At 69.4% G+C, this 26,458-nt stretch carries 23 protein-coding genes; 18 read left to right on the forward strand and 5 right to left on the reverse strand.

Annotated features, from left to right (window positions below; translation table 11 throughout):
- Positions 1–30 precede the first annotated feature (30 nt).
- From flgK to E3T19_RS13530, 6 genes are all read left to right on the forward strand, one after another.
- Positions 31–1,482 carry a flagellar hook-associated protein FlgK gene (gene flgK / locus E3T19_RS13505; protein ID WP_088455986.1) on the forward strand — a complete coding sequence of 484 codons (1,452 nt, stop codon included), beginning with the start codon at positions 31–33 and terminating at the stop codon, positions 1,480–1,482.
- Between the two features lie 15 nt (positions 1,483–1,497).
- Positions 1,498–2,373 carry a flagellin gene (locus E3T19_RS13510; protein WP_240632440.1) on the forward strand — a complete coding sequence of 292 codons (876 nt, stop codon included), beginning with the start codon at positions 1,498–1,500 and terminating at the stop codon, positions 2,371–2,373.
- A complete protein-coding gene (locus tag E3T19_RS13515) occupies positions 2,370–2,780 on the forward strand; it encodes a flagellar assembly protein FliW (RefSeq protein WP_088455984.1) in 411 nt (136 codons plus the stop codon). The genes E3T19_RS13510 and E3T19_RS13515 overlap by 4 nt, the downstream gene beginning before the upstream one ends.
- 51 nt (positions 2,781–2,831) lie before the next feature.
- On the forward strand, positions 2,832–5,126 hold the full coding sequence (locus E3T19_RS19520; protein WP_255578554.1) for an acyltransferase family protein: 2,295 nt from the start codon (positions 2,832–2,834) through the stop codon (positions 5,124–5,126).
- 207 nt (positions 5,127–5,333) lie between these two features.
- Positions 5,334–7,103, forward strand: coding sequence for an ABC transporter ATP-binding protein (locus E3T19_RS13525; protein ID WP_088455983.1), 1,770 nt, complete (start codon positions 5,334–5,336; stop codon positions 7,101–7,103).
- A gap of 43 nt (positions 7,104–7,146) precedes the next feature.
- A complete protein-coding gene (locus E3T19_RS13530) occupies positions 7,147–8,130 on the forward strand; it encodes an acetylxylan esterase (protein WP_088455982.1) in 984 nt (327 codons plus the stop codon).
- Positions 8,131–8,164: 34 nt separating this feature from the next.
- Here E3T19_RS13530 and E3T19_RS13535 read toward each other — a convergent pair whose 3' ends face one another.
- Positions 8,165–9,172, reverse strand: coding sequence for a LacI family DNA-binding transcriptional regulator (locus E3T19_RS13535; protein ID WP_088455981.1), 1,008 nt, complete (start codon positions 9,170–9,172; stop codon positions 8,165–8,167).
- 303 nt (positions 9,173–9,475) lie between these two features.
- Here E3T19_RS13535 and E3T19_RS13540 point away from each other — a divergent pair, with 303 nt between their 5' ends.
- From E3T19_RS13540 to E3T19_RS13565, 6 genes are all read left to right on the forward strand, one after another.
- Positions 9,476–10,768 carry an ABC transporter substrate-binding protein gene (locus tag E3T19_RS13540; protein WP_088455980.1) on the forward strand — a complete coding sequence of 431 codons (1,293 nt, stop codon included), beginning with the start codon at positions 9,476–9,478 and terminating at the stop codon, positions 10,766–10,768.
- Positions 10,769–10,952: 184 nt separating this feature from the next.
- Positions 10,953–11,852: a carbohydrate ABC transporter permease gene (locus tag E3T19_RS13545; protein WP_240632488.1), complete on the forward strand. Its 900-nt coding sequence runs from the start codon at positions 10,953–10,955 to the stop codon at positions 11,850–11,852.
- Complete coding sequence (locus tag E3T19_RS13550) at positions 11,849–12,673, forward strand: carbohydrate ABC transporter permease (RefSeq protein WP_088455979.1); 825 nt, start codon at positions 11,849–11,851, stop codon at positions 12,671–12,673. The genes E3T19_RS13545 and E3T19_RS13550 overlap by 4 nt, the downstream gene beginning before the upstream one ends.
- Before the next feature lie 16 nt (positions 12,674–12,689).
- Entirely contained in the window at positions 12,690–15,200 is a 2,511-nt protein-coding gene (locus E3T19_RS13555) for a glycoside hydrolase family 2 protein (RefSeq protein ID WP_134409066.1), read from the forward strand.
- Positions 15,201–15,253: 53 nt separating this feature from the next.
- Positions 15,254–16,285 carry a 1,4-beta-xylanase gene (locus E3T19_RS13560; protein WP_241980235.1) on the forward strand — a complete coding sequence of 344 codons (1,032 nt, stop codon included), beginning with the start codon at positions 15,254–15,256 and terminating at the stop codon, positions 16,283–16,285.
- Positions 16,282–17,211, forward strand: a complete 930-nt coding sequence (locus E3T19_RS13565; protein ID WP_134409067.1) for a BadF/BadG/BcrA/BcrD ATPase family protein — start codon at positions 16,282–16,284, stop codon at positions 17,209–17,211. The genes E3T19_RS13560 and E3T19_RS13565 overlap by 4 nt, the downstream gene beginning before the upstream one ends.
- 26 nt (positions 17,212–17,237) lie before the next feature.
- Here E3T19_RS13565 and sufU read toward each other — a convergent pair whose 3' ends face one another.
- Complete coding sequence (sufU, locus tag E3T19_RS13570) at positions 17,238–17,735, reverse strand: Fe-S cluster assembly sulfur transfer protein SufU (RefSeq protein WP_134409068.1); 498 nt, start codon at positions 17,733–17,735, stop codon at positions 17,238–17,240.
- Complete coding sequence (locus tag E3T19_RS13575) at positions 17,732–19,093, reverse strand: aminotransferase class V-fold PLP-dependent enzyme (protein WP_134409069.1); 1,362 nt, start codon at positions 19,091–19,093, stop codon at positions 17,732–17,734. Before E3T19_RS13575 ends, sufU begins: the two co-directional genes overlap by 4 nt.
- Before the next feature lie 120 nt (positions 19,094–19,213).
- Here E3T19_RS13575 and E3T19_RS13580 point away from each other — a divergent pair, with 120 nt between their 5' ends.
- Together E3T19_RS13580 and E3T19_RS13585 are read left to right on the forward strand one after the other, a co-directional pair.
- Positions 19,214–20,434, forward strand: a complete 1,221-nt coding sequence (locus E3T19_RS13580) for a ThiF family adenylyltransferase (RefSeq protein WP_134409070.1) — start codon at positions 19,214–19,216, stop codon at positions 20,432–20,434.
- Positions 20,435–20,630: 196 nt separating this feature from the next.
- A complete protein-coding gene (locus E3T19_RS13585; RefSeq protein ID WP_134409071.1) occupies positions 20,631–22,451 on the forward strand; it encodes an alkyl/aryl-sulfatase in 1,821 nt (606 codons plus the stop codon).
- A gap of 21 nt (positions 22,452–22,472) precedes the next feature.
- On the opposite strand, the gene E3T19_RS13590 is transcribed toward E3T19_RS13585, so the two are convergent.
- Both E3T19_RS13590 and E3T19_RS13595 read right to left on the reverse strand, forming a co-directional pair.
- Positions 22,473–22,781 carry a MoaD/ThiS family protein gene (locus E3T19_RS13590; RefSeq protein WP_241980223.1) on the reverse strand — a complete coding sequence of 103 codons (309 nt, stop codon included), beginning with the start codon at positions 22,779–22,781 and terminating at the stop codon, positions 22,473–22,475.
- Complete coding sequence (locus E3T19_RS13595) at positions 22,778–23,362, reverse strand: dihydrofolate reductase family protein (RefSeq protein WP_088455973.1); 585 nt, start codon at positions 23,360–23,362, stop codon at positions 22,778–22,780. The genes E3T19_RS13590 and E3T19_RS13595 overlap by 4 nt, the downstream gene beginning before the upstream one ends.
- Positions 23,363–23,519: 157 nt before the next feature.
- Here E3T19_RS13595 and E3T19_RS13600 point away from each other — a divergent pair, with 157 nt between their 5' ends.
- From E3T19_RS13600 to E3T19_RS13615, 4 genes are read left to right on the forward strand one after another with little or no spacing between them, the layout of a single operon-like run.
- A complete protein-coding gene (locus E3T19_RS13600) occupies positions 23,520–24,881 on the forward strand; it encodes a molybdopterin molybdotransferase MoeA (protein WP_134409072.1) in 1,362 nt (453 codons plus the stop codon).
- Positions 24,874–25,380: a cyclic pyranopterin monophosphate synthase MoaC gene (moaC, locus tag E3T19_RS13605; protein ID WP_134409073.1), complete on the forward strand. Its 507-nt coding sequence runs from the start codon at positions 24,874–24,876 to the stop codon at positions 25,378–25,380. Before E3T19_RS13600 ends, moaC begins: the two co-directional genes overlap by 8 nt.
- Positions 25,377–26,012, forward strand: a complete 636-nt coding sequence (locus tag E3T19_RS13610) for a molybdenum cofactor biosynthesis protein B (RefSeq protein ID WP_134409074.1) — start codon at positions 25,377–25,379, stop codon at positions 26,010–26,012. Before moaC ends, E3T19_RS13610 begins: the two co-directional genes overlap by 4 nt.
- Positions 26,002–26,442, forward strand: a complete 441-nt coding sequence (locus E3T19_RS13615; protein WP_174776720.1) for a molybdenum cofactor biosynthesis protein MoaE — start codon at positions 26,002–26,004, stop codon at positions 26,440–26,442. Before E3T19_RS13610 ends, E3T19_RS13615 begins: the two co-directional genes overlap by 11 nt.
- Positions 26,443–26,458 lie beyond the last annotated feature (16 nt).

Below are 26,458 nucleotides of genomic sequence, written 5' to 3' on the forward strand. Positions count from 1 at the left end.
TTCCGCGATGACTCCACCACTGAGGACCCTATGAGCACATTCGGCGGGTTGAACACCGCATACTCCGGACTCGTCGCGGCTCGCGCCGGGCTCGACGTGGTGGGGCAGAACATCGCCAACGTCAACACCGAGGGCTACACCCGCCAGCGGGTGACGACCTCCGCCACCAACGCTGCAGCGCGGGCCGGCCTCGTCGCCTGGGGCGCGACCCCCGGCACGGGAGTATCCGTCGACGGCATCGCGCGCCTGGGCAGTGCCACCCTGGATGCCAAGGTTCGGGCGACCGCCGCGACCGCCGGCTACACCGCCGTGCGCGCCAATGCCCTCGGCTCGGTCGAGAACTCGCTCAAGGAACCCGGCGTCAACGGGCTTTCCCACCAGCTGCAGGAATTCTGGGCGGCCTGGCAGGATCTGGCCAACGGGGCCGACCCCGCCGCATCCGCCGGGCTGCTGCTCGGCGAGGCCGGCCAGCTCACCAGCCAGATCACCGCCGGATACCGCGCCGTGACCGACGAATGGGCCGTTGTACGCGGCAGCGCCGATGCGCTGGTCACCGAGGTCAACGGGGCCGCGGCGCAGGTGGGCGAGCTCAACGGCATCATCCGCCAGACCCTCGCCTCCGGCGGGTCGGCCAACGAACTCATCGACAAGCGTGACGCGCTCACCGCCACGATCTCCGCCATCACCGGGGCCAGCGTGCGCCCCCAGGCCAACGGCACCGTAGACGTCCTGATCGGCGGAAACCCCCTGGTATCCGGTACCGACGTGCAGACCCTGGCGGTCGTCGGTCCCACGACCATGCCCACTGCATCCGATGCCACCAACGCGGTGCGCGTGGTCTGGACCCACCGCCCCGAAACCGTCGGGATCGATGGCGGCGAACTTGCTGGCGCACTCTCTCTACTGGGACCCGCGGATTCGGCCGGTACCGGCGGCGCGCTTGCCCAGGCCGCGGCGTCGTACAACGGATTCGCAGTGCATCTGGCCGACACCGTCAACGGTATCCACCTGGACGGGGTCACCAGCACCGGAGAACCCGGCGGGAAGTTCTTCGAGTACGTCAACGGCAATGCCGCCGCATCGCTGAGAGTGGTACCCACGAATGCCGACGAGATCGCCGCTGGCGCCGTCGGTGCCGGGGCAGCCAACGGCGCCAACGCCGACAAGATCGCCCAGCTCGGTACCACGCACGCGGTGGACAAGGATGGGCTCCCGGTCTCCTCCCCCAACTCGGTCTGGTCCGAATTCGTCACCAGGCTCGGCGTCGCCACCGGCATCGAACTCGCCCAGGCATCGTCGGCGAACCTGTCGGCCACCGCCGCGGTCACCCTGCAGCTGTCCAACTCCTCGGTCGACATCGACGAGGAGAACGTCAACCTGCTGACCTTCCAACACGCCTACCAGGGCGCCGCCCGGGTGATGACGGCCGTGGACGAGATGCTCGACACCCTGATCAACCGCACCGGACTGGTGGGAAGGTAGCCGATGATCCCCCGCGTGACCAGCCAGACCCAGATGCGCGCTGCCCAGGCCAATCTGCAGGCCAGCGCCCAGCGCCTGGCCCAGCTGCAGGAGCAGTCCTCTTCGCTGAAGACCATCAGCCGGGCCTCCGACGACCCCGCCCGCGCCGCCAACGCCCTCGCGGTGCGTGCCGAGCAGCGTGCCACCGCCCAGTACACCCGCAACGCCGACAACGGCAACGGCTGGCTGACCGCGCTGGACACCGCGCTCGGCGCGAGCACCACCATCCTGAACCGGGTGCGCGACCTCACCGTTCAGGGCGCGAACGCCGGCACCATGTCGCCGGCTGCCAGGGAAGCCATCGCCCTGCAGATTGACGGCCTCAAACAGGACCTGCTCAGCCAGGCCAACGCGACGCACCTCGGCCGCACCGTCTTCGCCGGCAATTCCGACACCGGCGTGGCGTTCACCGACGCTGGCGTGCACAGCGGCGGATCCACCCCCGGGGTCGACCGGCGCGTAGGCGCCGATAGCACGGTGCGGGTGGATGCCGACGGCGCCGCCGTCTTCGGCAGTGGCCCCGACTCGATCTTCGCCCTGCTCGCGACGGTCTCGGATGCCTTGCGCAACTCGCCGGCGACGGTGTCGAGCCATCTGGGCGCCATCGACACCGCCCTGAACAGGGTTATCGCCGCCAACTCCGACGTCGGCGCCCGGCAGACCCGCATCGAAAGCGCCACCGCCGCACTGGCCACCCAGAAGGGCACCCTCGAGGCACAGCGGGTACAGCTCGAGGATGCCGACCTGGCGACGGTGATCCTCGACCTCAAGCTGCAGGAGGTCGCCTACCAGTCCGCCCTCGCCGTCACCGCCCGCGTGATTCAACCGACCCTGATGGACTTCCTTTCATGACCGCCACCCTGAGCTTCCTCTCCCCGCCGCCCGGACTGGCCCCGCTGACCGACTTCCAGCTGCGCGAGATCACCGGCGCCGCCGGACTGTTCGCCCTGCAGTCAGCCATCGACGAGCACACCCGGCTGTTCGTGCTCGACGCGTCGGTGTACCTGCCGGACTACGCGCCCGTGATCTCCGACGAGCACGCCAGGGCCCTCGACCTCGCCGCGCCAGAGCAGGCGATGGTCCTGGTGGTGACCAACCCGGGCGAGACCGGCACGACCGTGAACCTGATGGCTCCCATCGTGGTGAACGCCGACACCGGCCGGTGCGCCCAGATCATCCTGGACGGCCAGGATTGGCCGCTCCGCGCCGAACTCACCCCACGCGCCGCGCCGCAGGACCTGCAGGACCCTGCCGTCTAGAACGAGCGCCGTCGGGATAGGCTCGGCAACGTTTCAATAGCTGGGGGACGCGTGCACACTGGGATCGGGGCAACATCGCCCGACGCATCAGCGACCCCGCCGTCCCAACGAACGCCGTCCCGACAGACGCCGTCCCGCCCGGGCGCCTCCCGCCCCAATGCCACCCGCACCGTCACGATCCGTACGACAGCGCCGGCCGAGGCCCCGCAACCCCGCCCGAGGCCACCGGCCCGGCCGCTGGCCAGGCACCCGGCCGCGCCGCCGTCCACCCGCCGGCGGGACATCCAGGGGCTCCGCGCCCTCGCGGTCATCGCCGTCATCTTCGACCACGTGCTCCACTGGCCCGCCGGCGGTTTTGTCGGCGTCGACATCTTCTTCGTCATCTCGGGTTTTCTCATCACGGGCATCCTGCTGCGCGAACATGAGCGCACCGGGCGTATCTCGCTCCGGTCCTTCTACGGCAGTCGGCTCCGCCGCCTCCTCCCGTCCGCGGCCGTGGTGCTCGTCGCCACCGGCGCGATCGGCTCCGTCCTGTTCAACCAGACCCGGGCGATGTCCACCCTGTGGGACGCCGGCGCGTCGTTCCTCTTCGTCGCCAACTGGCGGTTCACCGCCCTCGGCACCGACTACTTCAGTGCCCTCGCACCGGCCTCGGCGGTGCAGCACTACTGGTCGCTCTCGGTGGAGGAACAGTTCTACCTCGTCTGGCCGTGGCTGATGGTTTTGATGCTGCTCGTATTTGCCCGGGGATCCCGCACGCCAGGTCGCGGCCGGCGCGCCGTCGGCATCCTCGCGGCCGTCGTCGTCGCGGCATCCTTCGCCTACGCCGTCTGGGACAGCGCAACGAATCCGACAGTCGCGTACTTCTCGACGTTCTCCAGGGCTTGGGAGCTCGGCATCGGCGCGATCCTGGCCGTCGCCGCACCGCTCGCCGCACGGATGCCCGTCGCCTGGCGAGTCGTACTCGGCTGGGCCGGCCTGGCCGGCATCGTCGCATCGTTCATCGTGGTCACGGGGGACATCGCCTTCCCCGGCCCGGGTGCCGCCCTCCCCGTGCTGGCGACGGCGCTCGTGCTCGCAGCCGGTATCGGCGGCCCGCAGCGCACCCTGCTCCCGCTCACCAACCCGGTCAGCGTGTACCTCGGCAACATCTCCTACTCGCTGTACCTCTGGCACTTCCCGATCTTCGTCTTCCTCAGCATGCTGCTTCCCGCCCAGAGTATGCAGACGACCCTGATCATCCTCGGCACGATCCTCGCCGTCTCGGTTACGTCGTACTACCTTGTTGAACAGCCGTTCCACCACTCCCCCTGGCTTCGCAGCCGCCGCCCGGCCGGTGAGCGCCGCGACGCCTGGCACAGCTGGCGAGAGGCCTTCGGCAGCCAGTTCATCCTGTCGTCGATGGGCGTCCTCGTCATCGTGATCGTCGTCGCTGTGTCATTCCAGCCCGCCGGCGGGCGGGCGACGACCGAGGCGCCCTCGGTCGCAGGCGCCGACTCCGCCGTGAACCCCGACGTGGCGTTGCAGGCCGAGCTGGCCGCCGCCGTGGCCGCGACCGCCTGGCCGGGCAACCTGTCCCCCTCCCTCGACGACGCCATGGCACGGACCTCGAACGACAACCCCGCACGCGACTGCTTCGACATCGGCGACACCCCCGACTTCGGCCGCTGCACCTGGGGTGCCGACAGCGCCCCCAACCACATGTACCTCGTCGGCGACTCCGAAGCACTCTCCTACGCCCCCGCGTTCAAGGCCATCGCCGAAGCCAGCGACGGACAGTGGAAGATCACCACCATCGGGCTCTACGGCTGCCGGTTCACCGAGGTGCTGGTCGCCAACGAGGGTGCCGGGGTGATGGACGCCTGCCCGCAACGCAAACTCGACATCAGCGAACGGATCGTCGCGGACGCCCCGCAGCTGGTGGTGGTGGCCAACGCCTTCGCCGAGGGGCAAGACGCCAACCGGTCACCGCTGTCGGTCGAGAGCCTGGTCGCATCGACCCTCGCCGAAACGGCCGGCTACAACGCCGCCGGGAAGATCGTCCACCTCGCGCCCCCACCGCTCGGGGCAGAGCTCGGCCGGTGCTACTCGGCGGTATCCAGTCCCCAGGACTGCAACGTCGGGGTCGGATCGGTCTGGCAGCAGTTCGCCGCAGCGCTGTCGGCCCCGTCTGCGACCGGTGACCACTTTGTCAGTTCGCTGTCTTTCAGCTGCTCGGCGGGCATCTGCCCCGCTTTCGCCGGAACCCTCCCGACCAAGTACGACACCGTGCACCTGACCCCCGCGTACGCGGTACACGTGGCCCCGTCCATCCGCGACGCCCTCACCGCCCTGGGCGTCATCTGACCCGGCGTGCCGCAATCCGGTCGTGTGGCCGCGCTCTCAACGCCGGTATAGTCGGTCCTGGCACCAGCGTTGGTGCCGGCGACCTCACCCCGCGACAGCCGTGGGCTCCGACAGCTCCCGGCTGAGGACGCACCTCCAGCCCCTCGACCAGTGTCGAGGTTGCCGCCGCGCCATCAAGCGCCGCGGATGAGCTCCAAAAGGTCTTCCATGGGTGACAATTCCGCACTGCGATCGATCGAACGGTCCTTCGTCGCCTCCTCCCCGGTCCGCTCGCTGCTGCGCCTGTTGATCCCCCACCGCGGCCGACTCTCCCTGGCCACCGTGGCATTTCTCATCAAGGACAGCCCGGCCTGGCTGCTGCCGCCGATCACCGCGGCGGTCATCGACATCGTCGTGGACCGCGGTCCCCTGCCGCAGCTGTGGTTCTGGGCGGCCTGCGCCCTGGCACTGCTGAGCCTGAATTACCCGTTCCACATGATCTTCGTGCGGCTGTCCAGCCGGGCGATCCGGTCGATGGCCGTGGATGTGCGCAACGCCCTGGCCGAGCGCCTCCAACGGCTGTCGATCGGCTTCCACAACCGGCAGAGCGCCTCGATCGTGCACACCAAGGTGGTGCGGGATGTCGAGAGCATCGAGATGATGATGCAGCAGGCCCTGCCCACCTTCCTCTCCGCCCTGTTCACCCTTACCGGCGCGGTGGTGCTGACCGCCCTCACCGTGCCCGCCTTCGTCGGAGTCTTCGCCGTCACCGTGCCCCTGGCCGTGCTGCTCATCGGCTACATCCGATCGCGGGCCGCCGACCGCAACGAGAACTTCCGGCACGAGGTGGAACGATTCTCGGCCGGTGTGGGCGAGATGGCGGCGCTGATCCCCATCACCCGCGGGCACGGCCTCGAACGCGTCGCCACCCGTCGTGTCGCCGGCCAGGCCGAGAACGTGCGCGCGGCCGGGCAGGCACTGGACACCCTCAACGGCCGGTTCGGGGCGCTCTCCTGGTTGTCGTACCAGGCGCTCGGCGTGATCTGCCTGATCGGCGCATCCGCGGCATCGATCACCCGGGTCATCGCCATCAGCCCGGGCGAGGTTGTGCTGCTCAGCACCTACTTCACGGTGCTCACCGGCGGCATCGTGGCCCTGCTCAATGTGACGCCGATCTTCACCCGCGGCATCGACTCCATTCGGTCGATCGCCGAGGTGATGGAGGAGCCCGACGTGGAGGTGAACGAGGGCAAGCAGCTCGTGACCGCGGTTGCCGGCCGGATCGACCTTGAGGGCGTGGGCTTCAGCTACGAGGATGACCGGCCCGCCCTGCGGGACATCTCCCTGTCGATCCGGGCCGGCGAGACCATCGCGCTGGTCGGCCCGTCCGGGTCGGGCAAGTCGACCCTGCTCAACCTGGTCCTCGGCTTCGTGCGGCCCAGCACCGGGCGGCTGCTGCTGGACGGCGTCGACGCCGCCACCCTCGACCTGCGCAGCGCCCGGTTCTTCGTCTCCGTCGTGCCGCAGGAATCGGTGCTGTTCGAGGGCACCATCCGCGACAACGTCGCCTACGGACTGACCGGCGTCAGCGACGAAGCCGTGCTGGCCGCCCTGGCCGGCGCCAACGCGCTGGACATCCTCGCCGGCCAGGGCGCCGGCCTGGACTCCGTGGTCGGCGACCGGGGCGCCCGGCTCTCCGGCGGCCAGCGCCAGCGCCTCGCTATCGCCAGGGCCCTGGTACGTGACCCGCGCATCCTCGTGCTCGACGAACCCACCAGCGCCCTCGACTCCGTGTCCGAGGAGAAGGTCAAGGATGCCCTCAGCACCCTTTTCCGCGATCGCACGACGATCATCGCGGCGCACCGGCTGTCCACCATCCGTGAGGCCGACCGGATCGTCTACATCGAGGCCGGCCGCATCGTCGAACTCGGCAGCCACGACGAACTGATGGCGCTCGGCGGCCGGTACTCGGCCATCGTCCTGCACCAGAACTCCTGACAGAACCCAGCCACCCGCATTCGCCCCTCCAGAAAGGCAACCAGTGCCCCGCTTAGACATGCCCCTGCCCGAGCTCACGCAGTACCGCCCCGCGGTCTCCGAACCGGCCGACTTCGACGCGTTCTGGCAGCGCACCCTGGCCGAGTCCCGGCTGCATCCGGCCGAGCCCCGGCTCACCAGGGTCGACTCGCCGCTGAGCGAAGTGGAGGTCTACGACGTCACCTTCAACGGCTTCGCCGGTGACCCCGTCAAGGCGTGGTTCATGCTCCCCGTCGACAGGGCCGGGTTGCTGCCGGCCCGGTTGCCCGCGGTGGTCGAGTACAACGGTTACGGCGGCGGCCGGGGCTTCCCGCACGAGCACCTCGGCTGGGTGGCCAGCGGCTACGCCTACCTGTTCATGGACACCCGCGGGCAGGGCAGCGGCTGGGGCTCCGGTGGCGACACCGCCGACCCGCACGGCAGCGGACCGGCCGGGTCCGGCTTCATGACCCGCGGCATCCAGTCACCCGACGACTACTACTACCGGCGGGTGTTCACCGATGCCGTGCGCGCGATCGACGCCGTGCGCACGCTCGACAGGGTCGACCCGGACCGGGTGTCGGTGTGCGGCGGCAGCCAGGGCGGTGGCATCGCCATCGCGGCCGCGGCCCTCTCCACCGGCCTGGTTGCGGCTATGCCGGAGGTGCCCTTCCTCTGCCACTTCGAGCGCGCCGTCGGAATGACCGGCAACGACCCGTACCAGGAGGTCGTGCGCTACCTCGCGGTGCACCGGGACGAGGTCGAGCAGACCTTCGCGACGCTCTCGTACTTCGACGGGGTCAACTTCGCCAAGCGGGCCACCGCTCCCGCGCTGTTCTCGGTGGGGTTGCTCGACCCCGTCTGCCCGCCGTCCACGGTTTTCGCCGCGCACAACCACTGGGCAGCGGATGCCGACATCGAGGTGTACCCGTTCAACGAGCACGAGGGCGGCCAGGGCCACCACTTCGTGCGCCAGGCCGCCTGGCTGGCCCGCCAGCTGGCCGGGTAGCCGCCCGCCGGTGCCAACTGGCCCGCCGGCCGGCTCAGCGCGGCGGCGGGATCTCGCCGGAGCCGCGGTGGATCAGCCGGGTGGGGATCTCGACCTGCTTGGTGAACGAGTCGGGGTCCGCCAGGTGCTCGAGCGCCAGCCGGGCGGCGGTGCGGCCGAGTTCCATCGGGTCGTAGGCCACGACGGAGATGTCCAGGGCGTCCGCCAACTCGAAATCGTCGAAGCCGATGAACGCCACCGGCGGCTCGAGATTGCGCAGCACCCGCACGGCGCCCGCGCTGCCGCGGTTGTTGCCGGCCACGATCGCCGTCGGCGGGTCCGGCAGGTCGAGCAGGCTCTGCACGGCGAGCTCCGGCGAGATATCGGGGTCATCGTCGAGGCGTTCCCACTGCGCGGTCTCGGTGACGCCCACCTCGCGCAGCGCCTCGCGGTACCCGGCCAGGCGTTCCCGCTGGGTGTACATCGCGGACGGGTTGGAGATGAAACCGATCCTACGGTGGCCGATGGCCGTGAGTGAGCGCACCGCGTCCGCCATACCTTGGCGGTTCTGCAGCACCACGGAGTCGGCGACGAGGTTGCGGGCCGGTCGGTCGACGCTCACCACCGGGGTGCCCAGCTGGCGTTCGCCCTCGAGGTAGGACTGGTCGTCGGCGATGGGGATCAGCAGCAGCGCCCGCACCCGTTGCGAGATCAGGGCGTCCACGACGCGTTCCTCGCTGTCCGGTGAGTCATCCGTCGTGGCGAGCACCATGGTGAGACCGCGGAGCGCCAGTTCGCGTTCGATACCGGCCGCGACGTGGAAGTAGAACGGGTTCTTCAGGTCGCCGATCACGAACGCGACGGTGTTGGTGACTCCCCCGCGGCGCAGGTTGCGGGCCAGGTTGTTGGGCCGGAAGCGCAACCGCTTGGCGGCCTTGAGAACCCGCTCCCGCGTGTCCGACGAGACGTTGCCGGCACCGGCGAAGACCCGCGACACCGTCTTGGAGCTCACTCCCGCGAGCATCGCCACGTCGGCCAGTGTCGCGCGCGATTGTGTTGTCATGAGATCCCCTTCGATCCGCGAGCAGTCCAAAACCGGCCAGATCATCGCCATGTCAACGTAAGACATTTTGCAGACATTGGCAAGAGTTTTTTGATCGATGAACCCGTGAGTTCCCCGCTATTTCAACGATCAACGGCACCCAAGTGCGAATAGGACAACTTCGGACAGCGCTGACATTTTTGTTTGACGGCCCGCCAAAACCGGGCCTAGCATGAGGCCCAACAGCAACACCAGAGATCCACGGGCGGGAAGTCGCGGTCGTGTCTCAACGGGTCAATGGTGATACCGATTAGGAGAAAACCGATGGCAAAGAAGCTCATCATGGGGGTAGCCGCTCTGGCGGCCACCGCACTACTAGCAGGATGCTCCGGGTCGGCCCCGGCAGACGAGGGCGAGATCACCGGGGAGATCACCGTGATCACCCAGCGCACCGACATCGTCGACACCGTGTTCAAGGACTACGCCGCCCAGTTCGAAAAGGCCTACCCCGGCACCTCCGTCAAGTTCGAGGCCATCAAGGACTACGAAACCGACATCTCCACGCGGTTGTCCTCGGGCAGCTACGGTGACGTGCTCCTCATTCCCAGCACCGTCACCAAGGTACAGCTGGCACAGTTCTTCGAGCCGCTGGGTTCCCTGGAGGAGATGAGCGAGACCTACCGTTTCGTCGCCGAGAAGGCCTACGACGACCTCGCCTACGGCGTCGCCATCACCGGAAATGCTCAGGGCATCGTCTACAACAAGAATGTCTGGGCCGACGCCGGCGTCACCGAGATGCCGACCACCCCCGATGAATTCCTCGCCGACCTCCAGCTCATCAAGGACAACACCGACGCGGTGCCGTACTACACGAACTACGGCGACGGCTGGCCGCTGAGCCAGTGGGACGGCAACCGGGCCGCGACCGGCGACAAGGACGCGTCCATCACCCTCGTCGAGTCCGACGCCCCGTGGGCGACCGGCGAGTACCACGAGATCGCCGACGGGCTGCTCTACGACATCGTCGCGCAGGGCCTGAGTGAAGAAGACCCCACCACAACGGACTGGGAATCGTCCAAGGGCGGGCTCGGCAGCGGCGAGATCGGCTCCATGGTCCTGGGCTCCTGGGCCATCACCCAGATGCAGGATGCCGCGGTGACCGCCGGCGGATCGGCCGAGGACATCGGCTACATGGCCTTCCCCAGTGCCGTCGACGGACAGTCGTACTCCACGATCGGTGGCGACTACCAGAACGCCATCAGCATCAACTCGAAGAACAAGGCCACGGCCCGCGCCTGGATCGACTGGTTCGCCCAGGAGTCCGGCTACGCCACAGACCAGGGCGGGCTCTCCCCCGTCGTCGACGGCCCCGCCCCTGACGCCCTCGCCGACTTCACCGCCAGCGGGGTCGAATTCCTCGAGCTCACGCCGGTGCCGGCCGACCAGGCCACCCTGGAGAACGACATCACCAGCGAGTCCGAGATCGACCTGACCGGCCCGCTCTACCGCCAGAGGATCGTCGACACCGCCCGCGGTGCCGCCGACGGCGACAAGGCGTCGCTCTTCGCCGACCTGAACGCTGCCTGGGCCAAGGCCAAGGCATCCGTCGAGGGCTAGCCCCCGTCCCCACCCGCACCACCAGGGGAAGTCCGCAGTAACAGCCGGCCGGCCGGGCATTCAACGGCCGGCCGCGCTCTGCCCAGACCGACACTGCCCCAGGCAAAAGAAAGGACGCTCGGTGTCTCAACAACTGGCCCCAGCGAAAGCGCCGGACCTGTTCAGCCGGTTCTCGAACCGCTTCATCCGCACCACCATCAGCGCAACCGGCAAACGCAAAGACTCCATCGTCATGCCGTGGCTGTTCCTGGCCATCCCGCTGGCCCTGCTGATCACGTTCACCTATATCCCGGTGGGCAACATGATCTGGTACAGCTTCACCTCCTGGGACGGCCTGGACAAGACCAAAGACGTCGTCGGGCTGAACAACTTCGTCAAGATCTTCACCGATCCCAAGTACTGGCAGGTCTTCGTGGTCAGCCTGTACTACTTCGGGGCGTCGTTCCTGCAGATGGCCCTGGCGCTTTACTTCGCCACGATCCTCAGCTTCAAGACCCGGTTCCGCAACCTGTTCAAGGGCATCCTGTTCTTTCCCTACCTGATCAACGCCGTCGCCATCGCGTTCATCTTCCTGTTCTTCTTCCGCCCGGGCGGCACCCTCGACGCCGTGCTCGGCTTCGTCGGCCTCGGCGAGCTCTCCACCCAGTGGCTCGGCAACCCGGATGTGGTCAACTACTCCCTCGCCGGCGTCGCCATCTGGCGCTACATCGGCCTCAACTTCGTGCTCTTCCTCGGCGCGATCCAGTCGATCCCCGGCGAACTCTACGAGGCGGCCGACCTGGACGGCGCGAACAAGTGGCAGCAGTTCCGCTACATCATCGCCCCGGGCATCCAGCGCATCATCAGCCTGTCCTTCATCCTGGCTATCGCCGGCAGCCTCTCCGCGTTCGAACTGCCGTACATCATCACCGGCGGCACCAACGGCAGCATGACCTTCGTCATCCAGACCATCCAAACGGCCTTCGTGTACCGCAAGGTCGGACTCGCCTCGGCGATGGCGGTCATCCTGCTCATCATCGTGCTGCTCGTCACCTGGCTGCAGCGCAAGGTCGTCCCCGACGAGAAAGTGACGTTGGCCTCATGATCAGACATCTCGGCACCACCGGGAAGTACCTGTCCCTCGTTCTCGGTTCGCTCGTCGCGCTCGTGCCCATCATCGTGATCCTGTTCGCGTCGCTGAAGAGCAACACCGAGTACGCCACCACCGGTCCCCTGGTGCCGCCGTCGAACTGGTTCAACTTCGCCAACTTCGCCACGGCCTTCGTCGACGGACGGATGATGCTCGGGTTCCTGAACACCTCGATCATCGCGGTGATCTCGGTCACCGGCACCATCCTGATCGGCACCATGGCCGCGTACGTGCTCGACAGGTTCGAGTTCCGCTTCAAGAAGGTGGTCTTCGGGCTCTTCCTCGTGGCCACCCTGGTGCCGGCCGTCACCACCCAGGTGGCGACCTATCAGGTGGTGAACTTCTTCCACCTGGTGAACACCCACGGGGCGGCGATCATCCTGTTCATGGGTACCGACATCCTCTCGATCTACATCTTCATCCAGTTCATGCAGTCGATTCCCCGGTCGCTCGACGAAGCCGCCATGCTCGACGGCGCGAGCCGGTTCGGGGTGTACTGGCGCATCATCCTGCCGCTGCTCGGCCCCGCCATCGCCACGGTCGTCATCATCAAGGGCATCGCCATCTACAACGAGTTCTACATCCCCTACCTCTATATGCCCGCTCAGGACCTGGCCGTGATCAGCACCTCGCTCTTCAGGTTCCAGGGACCGTACGGCGCACAGTGGGAGATCATCGCGGCCGGCATCATGATCGTCATCGTGCCGACCCTGATCATCTTCCTGTTCCTGCAACGATTCATCTACAACGGCGTCACGTCCGGAGCCACCAAGTAATGTCTGGAAACCCGTAATGTCTGCACACACCATCCCCTCGTCCTCCCTTGCCCCCGTCACCCGGTTGCTCGACACCGACTGGAGTGTCACCGCTCTGGACGGACCGGTGCCGGCGAGCATCCGGCGCCTCACCGTGCCGGCCACCGTGCCCGGCTCCGTGCACACCGACCTGCTGGCCGCCGAGCTGATTCCCGACCCGTACCTCGACGGCAACGAGCAGCTGCTCTCCTGGATCGGGCTGACCGACTGGCGCTACAGCACCACCTTCGCCTGGAACCCGGCCGGCGCCGAGAAGACCGAGCTGGTCTTCGCCGGGCTCGACACCATCGCCGAGATCGAACTGAACGGGGTGTCGCTGGGCACTACCCGCAATATGCACCGCAGCTACCGCTTCGACGTGAGCGCCCGCCTCACAGCCGGCCTCAACGAGCTCGTGGTGGTGTTCCGCTCCCCCATCAAGGCCGCGGATGCCGCGAGCCTGGACCTCGGCTACCGTCCGCACGTGAACCACCACCCCTACAACGCCATCCGCAAGATGGCCTGCAGCTTCGGCTGGGACTGGGGCATCGACACGTCCACCTCCGGGCTGTGGAAGCCGGTGACCCTGGTCAGCTGGTCGACCGCCCGGCTGGCGAGTGTGCGCCCGATCGCCACGGTGTCTGACCCGACAGGGCCGACCAGCACCGGGCTGGTGGACGTGCACGTGGAGGTGGACCGCGCGACGGAGACCCCGGTCAGCGTCACGGCATCCGTCGCCGGCGTCAGCCGCACCGTGGAACTGCCGGCCGGAGCGTCCGGCGCCACCGTGAGCCTGAGCGTGCCCGATGTGGACCTGTGGTGGCCGCTCGGCTACGGTGAGCACCCGCTCTACGAGCTCGAGGTCACCCTGCGCGCGGCCGACACCGCGGTGGAACTGGACCGGTCGAGCACCCGGATCGGCTTCCGCACCGTCGAATTCGACACCACCCCCGACGAGAACGGCACCCCGTTCACCCTGGTCATCAACGGCCAGCCGGTGTTCGTGCGCGGCGCCAACTGGATCCCCGACGACGCCTTCCCGCACCGCGTCACCAAGGCACGCTACCTGGACCGGCTCACACAGGCCGAGTTCGCCAACATCAACCTGATCCGGGTGTGGGGCGGGGGCATCTTCGAGAGCGACGACTTCTACGACCTGTGCGACGAGCGCGGCCTCCTCACCTGGCAGGACTTCCTGCTCGCCTGCGCCGCCTACGCCGAAGAGGCCCCGCTCGGTCACGAGATCGAGGCCGAGGCCAGGGAGAACGTCGCCAGGCTCGCCGCGCATCCGTCGCTCGTGGTGCTGAACGGCAACAACGAGAACCTCTGGGGCTTCGAGGAATGGAACTGGAAACTGCGCCTGGACGGCAAGACCTGGGGCGGCGGCTTCTACTACGACGTGTTTCCCGCCCTGGTCGCCGAGCTGGCCCCGCACATCGGCTACACGCCCGGCAGCCCGTTCTCCCCGGTTGCCGGCACTGCCTCCAATGACCTGCACCCCAACGACCCCGAGCACGGCACCATGCACATCTGGGACCTCTGGAACCAGCGCGACTACCCCGCATACCGTGAGTACCAGCCGCGCTTCGTGGCCGAGTTCGGCTGGCAGGGCCCGCCCACCTGGTCGACCCTGACGGAGTCGATCCACGATGTGCCGCTGACCCCGGAATCGCCGGGCATGCTCGTGCACCAGAAGGCCATGGAGGGCAACGTCAAGCTCACCGACGGACTGCTGCCGCACCTGCCGCTCCCCGACGAGATCGGCGACTGGCATTGGGCGATGTCCCTGAACCAGGCCACCGCCATCAGCACCGCGATCGAGCACTTCCGCTCGCTGTCCCCGCACTGCATGGGCAGTATCGTCTGGCAGCTCAACGACTGCTGGCCGGTCACCTCCTGGGCCGCCGTGGACGGCTACGGCCGGCCGAAGCCCCTGCTGTACGCGATCAAGCACGCCTACGCCGACAGGCTGGTCACCATCCAGCCCCGCGAGAGCGGCCTGGCCGTCATCGCGGTCAACGACTCCGCCGACACCTGGAGCGGCGAGCTCCTGGTGCGGCGGTACACAGACACGGGAGCCGTCCTGGCCGAGCACGCCGAGCGGGTCACCCTGCCGGCGCGGTCGAGCGTGACCGTGCCGCTGCCCGCATCCGTGTCCGCGGCAACGGATGCGGCAGCGGAGCTCCTCCGCGCCGAGCTGACCGGGGTGCGTGGGCACTGGTTCTTCGCCGAAGCCCGAGACAGCACCCTGACACCGGGCACCCCCAAGGTGAGCGCCGTGCGCACCGCCGACGGCTACAGCGTGCGGGTCACCGTTCCGGTGCTGACCCGCGACCTGGTCTTGTTGGTCGACAAGGTCGACCCGGACGCCCTGGTCGACGACATGCTGGTCACCCTGCTGCCCGGCGAAAGCGTGGTCTTCACGGTCACCTCTCTGCTCGAGGTCGACCCGGCAGCTTTCACGGCGCCGGGTGTGCTGCGCAGCACCAACCAACTGGTGCGGCGGTGAGGAACAAGACCGGCCCCGATGCGGCATCCGTTCTCACCGAACCGGTCTGCGGCATGACCTGGGGCTGGACGGGCGTTCGGGGAACCTGGGCGACCCCGGCGGCCGCCGACTCGATGCGGCTCATGGCCGACCTCGGCGTGAACTGGACCGCCCTGGCCTACGCGGCGTTGCAGGACACCGCCCAATCGGAGGAGATCCCGTTCGGCGACGCGCCGACGGTAACCGACGACGAGGTGCGCTGGGCCATCCGCGAGGCCAAAGCGCACGGGCTCAAGGTCTGCCTCAAGCCCGTGGTCAACTGCGCCGACGGCACTTGGCGCGCCTACATCGGCTTCTTCGACTGGGAGGTGCCCGGCGAACCCGGCTGGACCGCCTGGTTCCGGTCGTACACGGCGTTCATCCTGCATGCCGCCCGGCTCGCCGAGGAGGAGGGCGCAGAGATGCTCTGCATAGGCTGCGAGATGGTGCGCGCCGACGGCCAGGATGCGCGCTGGCGCACCCTGATCACCGCGGTGCGCGAGGTATACAGCGGCCTGGTGACTTACAACTGCGACAAGTTCCAGGAGGACCACGTCTCCTGGTGGGACGCCGTCGACGTGATCACGTCCAGCGGCTATTACCCGATCGATAGCTGGGACGAGCAGCTGGATCGCATCGAGCAGGTCGTGACGGCCACCGGCAAACCGTTCTTCTTCATGGAGGCCGGCTGCCCGAGCCGCACCGGGTCACCCGACAAGCCCAACGACTGGGCCCTGCCAGGGGTTCCCTCCGGCGCCGAGCAGCTGCGCTACTACGAGGACATGTTCGCGGCCACCGGTCGGCGAGAATGGATGCGCGGCTTCATGCTCTGGGACTGGCCGACGACCCTGTACGCGGCGGCCGATGCGGCGCAGAATGACGACTACTGCGTCTACGGCAAACCCGCCGCAGACTTCCTGGGCCGCCAGTACCGGGCCTGGCTGGCCGCACCGCCCAGTTCCGCACCGCCCAGTTCCACACTGCTCAGTTCAACACCACCCGCACCCGTACGACCCGCACCCGTACGACCCGCACCCGTACCACCCGCAAGAACGGACCACCCATGAGTGTCGACTCCAGCTCCCTCACCATCGACGCCGGCCAAACCGGGATCCGGGCGCGCCTGCACACCGGGAACGGCGAGTGGGTTCCGTTCGAATTCGGCGGGATCCGCACCGACAGTGCCCTGATCCCCCAGCTCGGCGAGGTCGTCGCCTCCGTCGCGTCAGCGACCCGGCAGCCGATCGTCACCGTCAGCGCCGGCATCTCCGGCTTCTCGAAGGCCGAAACCGACCCGCGCGAACTCCTCGCCGCCGGCGCGGCACTCGGGGTGCGCGAGGTCTTCCTCGCCCACGACTCCGTCACGAGCTACCTCGGCGCCCTCGGGGACGAGCTCGGCGTGGTCGTCGCCGCCGGCACCGGCGTGGTCACCCTCGCGGTGGGTGCGAACGATGTGGCCCGCATCGACGGGTGGGGCAACCTGATCGGCGACGCCGGCAGCGGCTACTGGCTCGGCCGCGCGGCCCTGGACGCCGTGATGCGCGCCTACGACGGCCGCGGCCCCGCAACGGCGCTGTCCGCCGTCATGCGCCGGGAGTTCCCCCACATCGAAATGGCCTACCTCGAGCTGCAGGCCGATCCGCTGCGAGTGAGCCGCATCGCCGCCTACTCCCGTCAGGTCACCGAACTGGCCGCAACGGATGCCGTCGCCGCCGCGATCTGCGCCGGAGCCGCCGCAGAGCTGGTGCTCTCGGCCGCCACCGGGCTCCGCCGGGTCGGCGAAGACACCGGCCCGTCCCCCGTGGTCTGCGGCATCGGCGGGGTGCTGCGCGCCCCCGAGATCGCCACCCGGTTCGAGCGGGGTCTGCGCGAGCTGTGGCCAGACGTCGACATCCGCCCCGCCATCGCCAACGCCCTCGACGGCGCCGAGTACCTGGCCCGGCTGGCCCCCACCAGCGCCCTGCGCGACCGCATCGCCAGCTCGATCGGCTAGCGCCGGCAGGCCGGATTGTCAGTCGGCTAGCCCAGCTGGAGCAGGGCGGCCTCGAAGGCCACCCAGGGCAGCATGGCGCACTTGACCCTGGCCGGGTACTTGGAGACGCCGGCGAACGCCGCGGCGTCGCCGAGCACCTCTTCGTCGGGTTCGATGGTGCCGCGGGAGCGCAGCATCTCCCGGAACAGATCGAGCATGACCAGCGACTCGGCGACGCTGGCGCCGCGCACGGTGTCGTTGAGCACTGAGGCCGACGCCATCGAGATGGAGCAGCCGACGCCCCGCCAGGCGAAGCCGTCGATCCGGGCATCCGCCCCGGCGCCGGACAGGGCCACCCGCACGGTGATCTCATCGCCGCAGGTGGTGTTCACCTGGTGCGACTGGGCCTGGCGCAGACCGGCGGCGGCGGCGGCCGCTGCCGCGTCCTCGTCGAGCTCCGACAGCTCGGCGACGGCGCCGTGCGCGGACTTCGCGTGGTCGAGGATGATCTGCTGGTACAGCTGCTGCATGGCGGACGAGGTCATCGGGCTACTCCGAAGAACGGGCCGACCTCGGCGAGCACGGCCAGGAACTGGTCGACCTCGTCGTCGGTCGTGTACAGGTAGGTGCTCGCGCGGGTGGACGCGGTGACGCCGAGTTTCTTGTGCAGCGGCTGGGCGCAGTGGTGCCCGACCCGCACGGCGATGCCGGCCTCGTCGAGGAACTGGCCGACGTCGTGCGCGTGCACGCCGGCGACATCCACCGCGGCCAGGCCGATGCGTTCGACCCCGAGTCCGGGGCCGAGCAGCCGCACGCCGGGGATGGCGGTGACGCCCTCGACGAGCCGGCGGCCGAGTTCGGCTTCGCGGGTGCGGATGCGGCCCATGCCGGTGTGGCTGAGGTAGTCGACCGCGGAGGCCAGCGCGATGGCCTGGGAGATGCGCTGGGTGCCGGCCTCGAACCGCTGCGGCGGGGTGAGGAACTCGGCGCCCTGCATGTCGACGGTGGTGATCATGGACCCACCGGTGAGGAACGGCGGCATCGCGGCGAGCAGCTCGGCCTTGCCGTAGAGCACGCCGATGCCGGTGGGGCCGAGCATCTTGTGCCCGGAGAACACCGCGAAGTCCACGTCGAGCGCGGTGAGGTCCAGGGCAAGGTGCGGCGCCGACTGGCAGGCGTCCAGGAAGACCAGGGCGTCGACGGCGTGGGCCATGGCCACGAGCTCGTCGATGGGGTTGATGGTGCCCACCACGTTGGAGGCGTGGGTGACGGCCAGCAGCCGGGTGCGCGGGTTCAGGATCTCGGCGGCGGCGGCCATGTCGAGGGTGCCGTCCGGCAGAACCGGGATGAAACGGAGGGTGGCTCCGGTGCGAAGCGCCAGCTGCTGCCAGGGGATGAGGTTGGAGTGGTGCTCCATCTCGGTGACGACGATCTCGTCGGCGGACCCCAGCTTGAAGCGGGCGGCGGCGGCGCCGCCGAGGCCGAGGGACGCGTTGGAGAACGAGTACGAGACGAGGTTCACACCCTCGGTGGCGTTGGAGGTCCAGACGATCTCGTCTTCCCGGGCGCCGACGAACGCGGCGACCGTGGCGCGGGCGGCCTCGAACACCTCGGTGGCGGCGAAGGCCAGGGTGTGCGCGCCGCGGTGCACGGCGGCGTTCCGCTGCTCGTAGTACTCCTGCTCGGCCTCCATCACGCTGATCGGGTTCTGCGAGGTGGCACCGGAGTCGAGGTAGGCCAGCGGATGCCCGTTGACGAGCTGGTGCAGCACCGGGAAGTCATTGCGAATCCGCAGCACCTCATCGGAACTCAGAGTCTGGTCGGCCAGGCTCCCGTCAGGCAGGCTCTCGTGATGCGGAGCCTGGTCACGCGCGGGGGCAGAGGGTGGTGCGACGAACGTCATACTTCAGGGTACCGCCACAGGCCGGGCCCCGGCAGAGGATGACGGCGGGATACGAAACGCCGGCGCCGGCCGTCCTGGCGCGGTTCAGGCCTAGGCTGGAAGCCAGCAGAAAGGGCCACCATGCCGCACGCTCCCCTGGTTTCGCCGGGACCGCCGCTCACCCCGGCCCAACGCCAACGCTACGCCCGACAGGTCTCGCTCGAGCAGGTCGGCGATCTCGGTCAGCGCCGCCTCGCGGCCGCCAGGGTGCTGATGATCGGTGCCGGCGGGCTGGGCTCCCCGGTGCTCACCGCCCTGGCCGCCGCGGGCGTCGGCACTCTCGGCATCGTGGATTCCGACAGCGTGGAGGTCTCCAACCTGCACCGCCAGACCATCTACACGATGGCCGACCTGGCCCGCCCCAAGGCCGAGGCCGCCGCGGCCGCCCTGCGCGCGCACAACCCGCTGATCGAGGTCGTGGCGCATCAGACCCGCCTGACGGCTGCCAACGTGCTCGCCCTGATCGCCGACTACGACATCGTCATCGACGGCACCGACAACTTCGCCACCCGCCACCTCGCCCACGACGCCGCGGCGCTGCTGCACAAGCCGTACATCTGGGGCTCCGTGCTGCGCTTCGACGGCCTGGTCACGACGTTCTGGGTCGACGGGCCGGCCGACGGCACCCGCCTGGAAGACCTGTTCCCGAGCACCCCGGGCGCCGACGAGGCCGAAACCTGCGCCATGGCCGGAGTGCTCGGCTCGGTGTGCGCCAGCGTCGGCGCCATGATGGCCACCGAAACGCTCAAACTCATCGTGGGCTTCGGCGAACCCTTGTTCGGCCGGCTGCTCGTGCACGACGGCCTCGACGCCTCCTGGCGGGAGGTGCCATACGGTGCGGCCGCCGCGACAGGTGTGACCGGCCCCCTCGAGCCGGCCGCGGCCGCCGACCCGCCCCGCGACACCAGCCACAGCCAGGTTCACACCCACCCGATCCCGGTGCAGGCGCGCCCCGGCGCACCGGTACCCGACGAGGTCACCTCGGCCGAGCTCGCCGGCCTGCTCGCCGACCGGCAGGCGGGGCTCGCCGACTTCGTGCTCGTGGACATCCGGGAGCCGTGGGAGCGCGACATCGTCGCCATCGACGGATCGGCGCTGGTGCCGATGGCGCAGCTGCTCACCGACGAGGCCCGCACGGTGATGGAACCCGACGACCGCGTCGTCCTCTACTGCCACCACGGCGCCCGGTCCGAGTACGCCCGAGAGGTGCTCCGCGACAACGGCTGGTCGGCGGTCACCCACCTCGCGGGCGGCGTCGACGACTGGGTGCGGCAGATCGAACCGGACAAAGCGCGGTACTGATCTCGCCGCACGTTGAGACAGCAGTAGGAGAGCCGGCTGGCGTCCCGGTCGAGGTGGGCAGCACCGAGGGTGATGCCCGCACTGGCGCCTGGCCCGTGGAAATCGCGGGGTGGTTGCCGGGTGGGCGCCCGGTTATGGTGTGCGCAACGGGCACGGTAGAACGTCCCGAGAGAGCACGGCAAGAGAGGTGGTCATCATGGGCGATGACAAACATCCAACCGGGAACACGGCGACGGGGTCGCGCGGCAGCGACGAGGGCGTCGACCGTGGTTTCCTCGGCACCCTCGACCCCCTGATCGTCCACGCCGCCGACGGCCGGGTGGTCTGGGAGATGGAGTCCCTCGCCTTCCTGGCCGGTGCGGGGTCGGAGAATGTGCACGACGGTCTCTGGCGGCAGAGCGCCCTGACCGCCAGGCACGGCCTCTACCTGGTGACCGAGGGCATCTATCAGGTACGCGGCTTCGACCTGTCCAACATGACTCTCGTCGAGGGCGACCATGGGGTCATCGTGATCGACCCGCTCATCTCGGCGGAGACCGCGGCGGCCGCACTGGCGCTGTACCGCAGCCATCGCGGCGACCGCCCGGTGTCGGCGGTCGTGTACACCCACGCTCACGCCGACCACTTCGGCGGCGTGCTCGGTGTGATCGAACCCGACACCGGCATCCCCATCGTCGCCCCCGAACACTTTCTCGACAACGCGGTGTCCGAGAACGTCTACGCCGGAACCGCGATGTTCCGCCGCGGCTACTACTACGACGGGCACCCACTGGCCCGGAACGCCGCCGGCCGAATCGGTATCGGCCTGGGCGCCGGCGCGTCGACAGGCAGCATCGGCCTGGTCGTGCCCACCCTCGACATCACGGCGACGGGCCAGGAAGAGGAGCTCGACGGCGTGCGGATCGTCTTCCAGCTCACCCCCGGCACCGAGTGCCCGTCGGAGATGAACCTGTACTTCCCGGCGCAGCGCGCCCTGTGCATGGCCGAGAACGCCACCCACACCATGCACAACCTGCTCACCCTGCGCGGGGCGCAGGTGCGCGACCCCCGCATGTGGTCCCGTTATCTGAGTGAGGCCACCGAACTGTTCGGCCACCGGTCCGACGTGGAATTCGCGTCGCACCACTGGCCGACCTGGGGAACCGACGCCATCGTCGCCTTCCTCACCGAGCAGCGCGACCTCTACGCCTACCTGCACGACCAGACCGTACGACTGATGAACCAGGGCCAGACCGGTAGCGAGATCGCCGAGGACTTCGAAATGCCGCCGTCGCTGGCCGGGAAATGGCACACCCACGGCTACTACGGGTCGGTGAGCCACAACGTCAAGGCGATCTACCAGCGCTACCTCGGCTGGTACGACGGCAACCCGGCGCACCTGTGGCAGCATCCGCCGACGGCCGCGGCCACCCGGTACGTCGATGTGATGGGCGGCGTCGCAGCCACCCTCGAGCACGCCAGGCGCTACCTGGATGCCGGTGATCTGCGGTTCGCCGTGGAGCTGGCCAGTCACGCCGTCTTCGCCGACCCCGGTGACGGCGCGGCCCGCGAACTGCTGGCCACGGGCCTGGAGCGGCTGGGCTTCGGCGCGGAGAACGCCACCTGGCGGAACGTCTTCCTCACCGGGGCGACCGAGCTGCGGTACGGCGTGGGCCGCAACGACCTCGAGGCCGGCGGTCTGCTCGACGTGCTCACCGTCACCCAGCTCTTCGACACCCTGGCGATCCGGCTGGTGGGGCCCCGGTCGTGGAACGAGGGCTTCGCCATCAACTGGGTGATCACGGACACGCGGGAGCTCTACAGGCTGGAGCTCAGCCACGGAGCGCTGATCCACTATCCGATCGACAGACCCCGCCCGGCGGACCTCAACGTGCGCATCACCCACGCCCGGCTGGCCCAGGCCGTGGCCGGCGGCTCCTTCAGCGGGGTGGACATGACCGGGGACGCCGGCGTGCTGCCGAGGTTGTTCGCGCTGCTGGACAGCCCGGATCCGACCTTCGCCGTTGTGACGCCGTAGCGCCCTGACCCTCCGGACAGGTCAGCCGCCGGCGAACGGCGGCAGGACGTCGAGCCTGTCGCCCTCGTTCAGCACGCGGGCGCGGTCGGTGGTGGCCGTTCCGTTCACGATGAAGGAGCAGCGGGCGAAGACGGCGGGCGAGCTACTGCCGAGATCCGTCAGGAAGGCGCCGATGGTGGCCCCGGCCGGCAGGTCGCGGGTTTCCTCAGCTACCCCCGTCGCCGCCTTGGCCGCGGCGTAATAGCGCACCTGCACCTGCATGGTGATGAACCCTTCGTCGGTGGGCGGGCCGTACCTACCGGCCCGTTCGTCCAGCCTACGACGGGTCACCACTCCGGAGCGGCGCGCAGGGCGTAGTGAAGCTCGACCAGGCCGTCATCGAAGCTCTGCGCACCGCGCAGGTCGAGAACGGCCGGGTCGGAGTCGGCCGGGAACACCCCGCGGCCGGCGCCGATCACGACGGGCATCACCACGAGGCGCACCTCATCCACCTCGCCGGCGGCGAAGAAGGCCCGGCTGAGGCTCAGGCTGCCCCACAGCACGACGATGCCGCTGGTCTCGGCCTTGATCCGGCGGATGGCCTCGACGGCGTCGCCGGACTCCAGGGTCGCCGCGGGCAGGTCGCCCCACGGGGCGTGGCTGAGCGTGCGGGAGAACACGTGGCGACGCAAAGCGTTGAGTGGGCCGGTGAGGACCTCGTCCGCCGCTTCCGGTGTGGGCCAGTAGCCCACGAACATGCGGTACGTGTTGGCGCCGAGCACCATTGTCTCGACGCCGTCGAGCCACGCCAGCTGGCTCCGGTCGAATTCGTCGGTGCGGCCGTCGAGAAGTTCGTAGGCCGTGAACTCGTTGTCGAGGTTGGCCGCGAAGCCGTCGAGGGTCACGAACTGCTGCACCACGAGGTGTCCCATGAGTTGCCCTTCCGTATGAGAGCCCGTCCTACGGCCCGTGTATTCGAGGCACGATACGCCCGGGCCGAGCCGCCTTCAAGCAACCGGGCTGCGCCGGCCGCCGCCGGAGCCGGTGCACACACGGCTTCGCGGCGGCGAACTGCGGCAAGATGGTGGCATGAGCGCGCGCACGATCGACCAACACCGGGAGGCCGTGGCGGCGCTTCTCGCACCGCTCTTCCACAACCGCGCCGCTGAGGTGCTCCCCCTCTCGAGTGCTCGACTGACCGGTGACCCCGACAGCTACCGGGACAGGTCCCTCGCGATCGCCGTCGACTCCCCCGTGGCGCTGCCCCCCTTCGACAACTCACAGATGGACGGCTATGCCGTGCGCGCCGGGGACCTCGCGGCGGCCTCGGAGCTCACACCGACCACCCTGACCGTGGCCGACCGGATCGCCGCGGGTGACCCCGCCGGGCAGCTGGCGCCGGGCACCGCCGCCCCGATCATGACGGGCGCGCCGATCCCGGCGGGCGCGGATGCCGTGGTGCCGATCGAGCAGGCCGATCCGCCCCGCTTCCAGCCGCAGGACCCCGACGGCATGTCTCCCGAGGTTCAGAGCGTCTCGTTCCGCGCCGCCGTTCCGGTCGGCGGGTTCGTGCGCCCGACCGGCAGCGACGTGCACCCCGGTGACAGGCTCCTCGACGCGGGAACCCGGCTCGGCCCGGCCCAGTACGGGGTCCTCGCCGGGACCGGGCTGACCTCGGTTTCCGTGCTGCGGCGTGTCAGGGTCTTGCTCATCGCGACCGGCCACGAGATCCGCGAGCCCGGCGAGAACCTGGCCGCCGGCCAGATCTACGACTCCAACAGCGTCATCCTCGGCCAGGCCCTGCGGGATGCCGGCTGCACGGTGACCGCCCGGCCGTGCCGTTCCGACGATGCCGCCGACCTCCTCGCCCTCCTCGCCGAGGCCCCGGAGGTGGACCTCGTGGTCACCGTCGGCGGCGTCAGCGCCGGGGCCCGGGAGGTGGTGCGCGACGCGCTGGGCCCCCTCGGTGTGACCTTCCAGCACGTCGCGATGCAGCCCGGCGGCCCGCAGGGGCTCGGCGCGATCGCGGTGCCGATCAACGCTGTGCCGATCAACACAGTGCCGATCAACGCTGTGCCGAGCACCACCGTGCCGAGCACCACCGTGCCGAGCACCACCGTGCCCGTGATCACCTTCCCCGGCAACCCGGTGAGCGCCCTCATCTCGTTCGAGGTGTTCCTGCGGCCGGTGCTGCGGCGCCTGGCCGGACTGGCGAGACCCGACCGGGAGTTGCGGAGCGCCCCCCTCGCCGCGCCGGTGGAGTCGCCGGCCGGCAAGCACCAGCTGCGGCGCGGCATCCTGCGCCCCGACGGCGCCCTCGAACTGGTGGGCGGTGCCAGTTCGCACCTCCTGCACGCCTATGCCACCGCGACGGTGCTCGTGCACCTGCCCGTCGGGGTCGGCAGTGTCGCCGCGGGCGAACCCGTGGACTATTGGAGTATCGATGACTGAAACACCGTCCGACAACACCCCGGCCCCGCCCGGCCGGCTCAGCCACGTGCGCGCCGACGGCGCCGCCCTCATGGTGGACGTGACCGACAAGCCCGTCACCAAACGACGAGCCACCGCCACGGCCACGCTGATCACCCGGCCCGACGTGATCGCCCTGCTGATCGCCGGCGAACTACCCAAGGGCGAGGCCCTCGCCGTGGCCAGGGTGGCCGGCATCATGGGCGCCAAGCAGACCTCGGCGTTGATCCCGCTCTGTCACCCCCTCCCGCTCAGCGGTGCCACCATCGACTTCGCTCCCGGTGACGATCGGGTGCTCATCAGCGCGACGGTGAAGACCACCGGGGTGACCGGTGTCGAGATGGAGGCGCTGACCGCGGTGTCCGTGGCGGCGCTCACCCTGTACGACATGATCAAGGCCGTGGACAAACACGCGGTGATCACCGACATCAGGGTGCTGGCGAAGTCCGGCGGCAAGAGCGGCGACTGGAGCACCGAGTGAGCGCGACCGTCGGGCCGAGCGGACGGCCCGGCGACGGGCGCACCGGGCAGGTGATCGTGGCGTCGACCCGCGCGGCCGCCGGCGTGTACACCGACCGCACCGGACCCGTCATCGATGCCTGGCTGCGCGAGCGCGGCTGGCTGGTCTTGGACCGGGCCGTCGTCGCCGACGGCGAACCCGTCGGCGACGCTCTGGCCGCGGCCATCGAAGCCGGCCTCGACCTGGTCATCACGACAGGCGGCACCGGCGTGAGCCCCACCGACCAGACCCCGGAGCAGACCCTGCCGCTGCTGGATCGCCAGCTGCCCGGAATCATGGAGGAGCTGCGGCGGCGGGGCACGGCCGCCACACCGCTCGCCGTGCTCTCTCGCGGTTACGCGGGCATCGCCAGGGGCCGCACCGTCGTGATCAACCTGCCCGGTTCCACCGGGGGCGTGCGCGACGGGCTGGCCGTGCTCGCCGAGCTGCTCGACCACCTCATCGACCAGGTGCGCGGAGTCGACCATGCCGGCACGCCGGCCGCCGCCGACCACCAGGCCGCTCCAGCCAAGGCCTCATCGTCGAAGGCCCCATCGCCCAAGGCCGTACCCCGTACTGGCACACCCCCTAAGGACCCCCGACATGGCCACTGAGCCCACCCCGCACGTGCTGTTCGCCCGCGTCGACGACACCCCCATCACCGTCGACGAGTGTACGGATGCCGTGGCCGACGCCACAGCAGGCGCCGTCGTGTCGTTCGCGGGTGTTGTGCGCAACCACGACGAGGACCGCGGCGTGACCTGGCTGCGCTACAGCGCCCATCCGAGCGCCCAGACCGTGCTCGAGGAGGTCGCGCACGAGGTGGCCCTGGCCCACCCGGGCTGCCGGATCGCCGCCGCGCACCGGGTGGGCGATCTGGGCATCGGCGACGTGGCGCTGGCCTGCGCCGTGGCGTCCGCGCACCGGGCCGAGGCCTTCGCGGCCTGCGCCGCCCTGGTAGACGAGATCAAGGCCCGCGTGCCCATCTGGAAGGAACAGGGCTTCACCGACGGCAGCACCGAGTGGGTCGCCGCGCTCGGCTGACCCGTCCCCCGACGCC

Source organism: Cryobacterium sp. TMT4-31 (genome assembly GCF_004403385.1).
Classification (GTDB): Bacteria; Actinomycetota; Actinomycetes; order Actinomycetales; family Microbacteriaceae; genus Cryobacterium; species Cryobacterium zongtaii.

Excerpts from the sequence above, each read along its gene's own strand:
- flgK (WP_088455986.1), top strand. The coding sequence starts at position 31 with ATGAGCACATTCGGCGGGTTGAACACCGCATACTCCGGACTCGTCGCG.
- E3T19_RS13515 (WP_088455984.1), top strand. The coding sequence starts at position 2,370 with ATGACCGCCACCCTGAGCTTCCTCTCCCCGCCGCCCGGACTGGCCCCG.
- E3T19_RS13525 (WP_088455983.1), top strand. The coding sequence starts at position 5,334 with ATGGGTGACAATTCCGCACTGCGATCGATCGAACGGTCCTTCGTCGCC.
- E3T19_RS13535 (WP_088455981.1), bottom strand. The coding sequence starts at position 9,172 with ATGACAACACAATCGCGCGCGACACTGGCCGACGTGGCGATGCTCGCG.
- E3T19_RS13540 (WP_088455980.1), top strand. The coding sequence starts at position 9,476 with ATGGCAAAGAAGCTCATCATGGGGGTAGCCGCTCTGGCGGCCACCGCA.
- E3T19_RS13550 (WP_088455979.1), top strand. The coding sequence starts at position 11,849 with ATGATCAGACATCTCGGCACCACCGGGAAGTACCTGTCCCTCGTTCTC.
- E3T19_RS13555 (WP_134409066.1), top strand. The coding sequence starts at position 12,690 with ATGTCTGCACACACCATCCCCTCGTCCTCCCTTGCCCCCGTCACCCGG.
- E3T19_RS13560 (WP_241980235.1), top strand. The coding sequence starts at position 15,254 with ATGACCTGGGGCTGGACGGGCGTTCGGGGAACCTGGGCGACCCCGGCG.
- E3T19_RS13565 (WP_134409067.1), top strand. The coding sequence starts at position 16,282 with ATGAGTGTCGACTCCAGCTCCCTCACCATCGACGCCGGCCAAACCGGG.
- sufU (WP_134409068.1), bottom strand. The coding sequence starts at position 17,735 with ATGACCTCGTCCGCCATGCAGCAGCTGTACCAGCAGATCATCCTCGAC.
- E3T19_RS13575 (WP_134409069.1), bottom strand. The coding sequence starts at position 19,093 with ATGACGTTCGTCGCACCACCCTCTGCCCCCGCGCGTGACCAGGCTCCG.
- E3T19_RS13580 (WP_134409070.1), top strand. The coding sequence starts at position 19,214 with ATGCCGCACGCTCCCCTGGTTTCGCCGGGACCGCCGCTCACCCCGGCC.
- E3T19_RS13585 (WP_134409071.1), top strand. The coding sequence starts at position 20,631 with ATGGGCGATGACAAACATCCAACCGGGAACACGGCGACGGGGTCGCGC.
- E3T19_RS13595 (WP_088455973.1), bottom strand. The coding sequence starts at position 23,362 with ATGGGACACCTCGTGGTGCAGCAGTTCGTGACCCTCGACGGCTTCGCG.
- E3T19_RS13600 (WP_134409072.1), top strand. The coding sequence starts at position 23,520 with ATGAGCGCGCGCACGATCGACCAACACCGGGAGGCCGTGGCGGCGCTT.
- moaC (WP_134409073.1), top strand. The coding sequence starts at position 24,874 with ATGACTGAAACACCGTCCGACAACACCCCGGCCCCGCCCGGCCGGCTC.
- E3T19_RS13615 (WP_174776720.1), top strand. The coding sequence starts at position 26,002 with ATGGCCACTGAGCCCACCCCGCACGTGCTGTTCGCCCGCGTCGACGAC.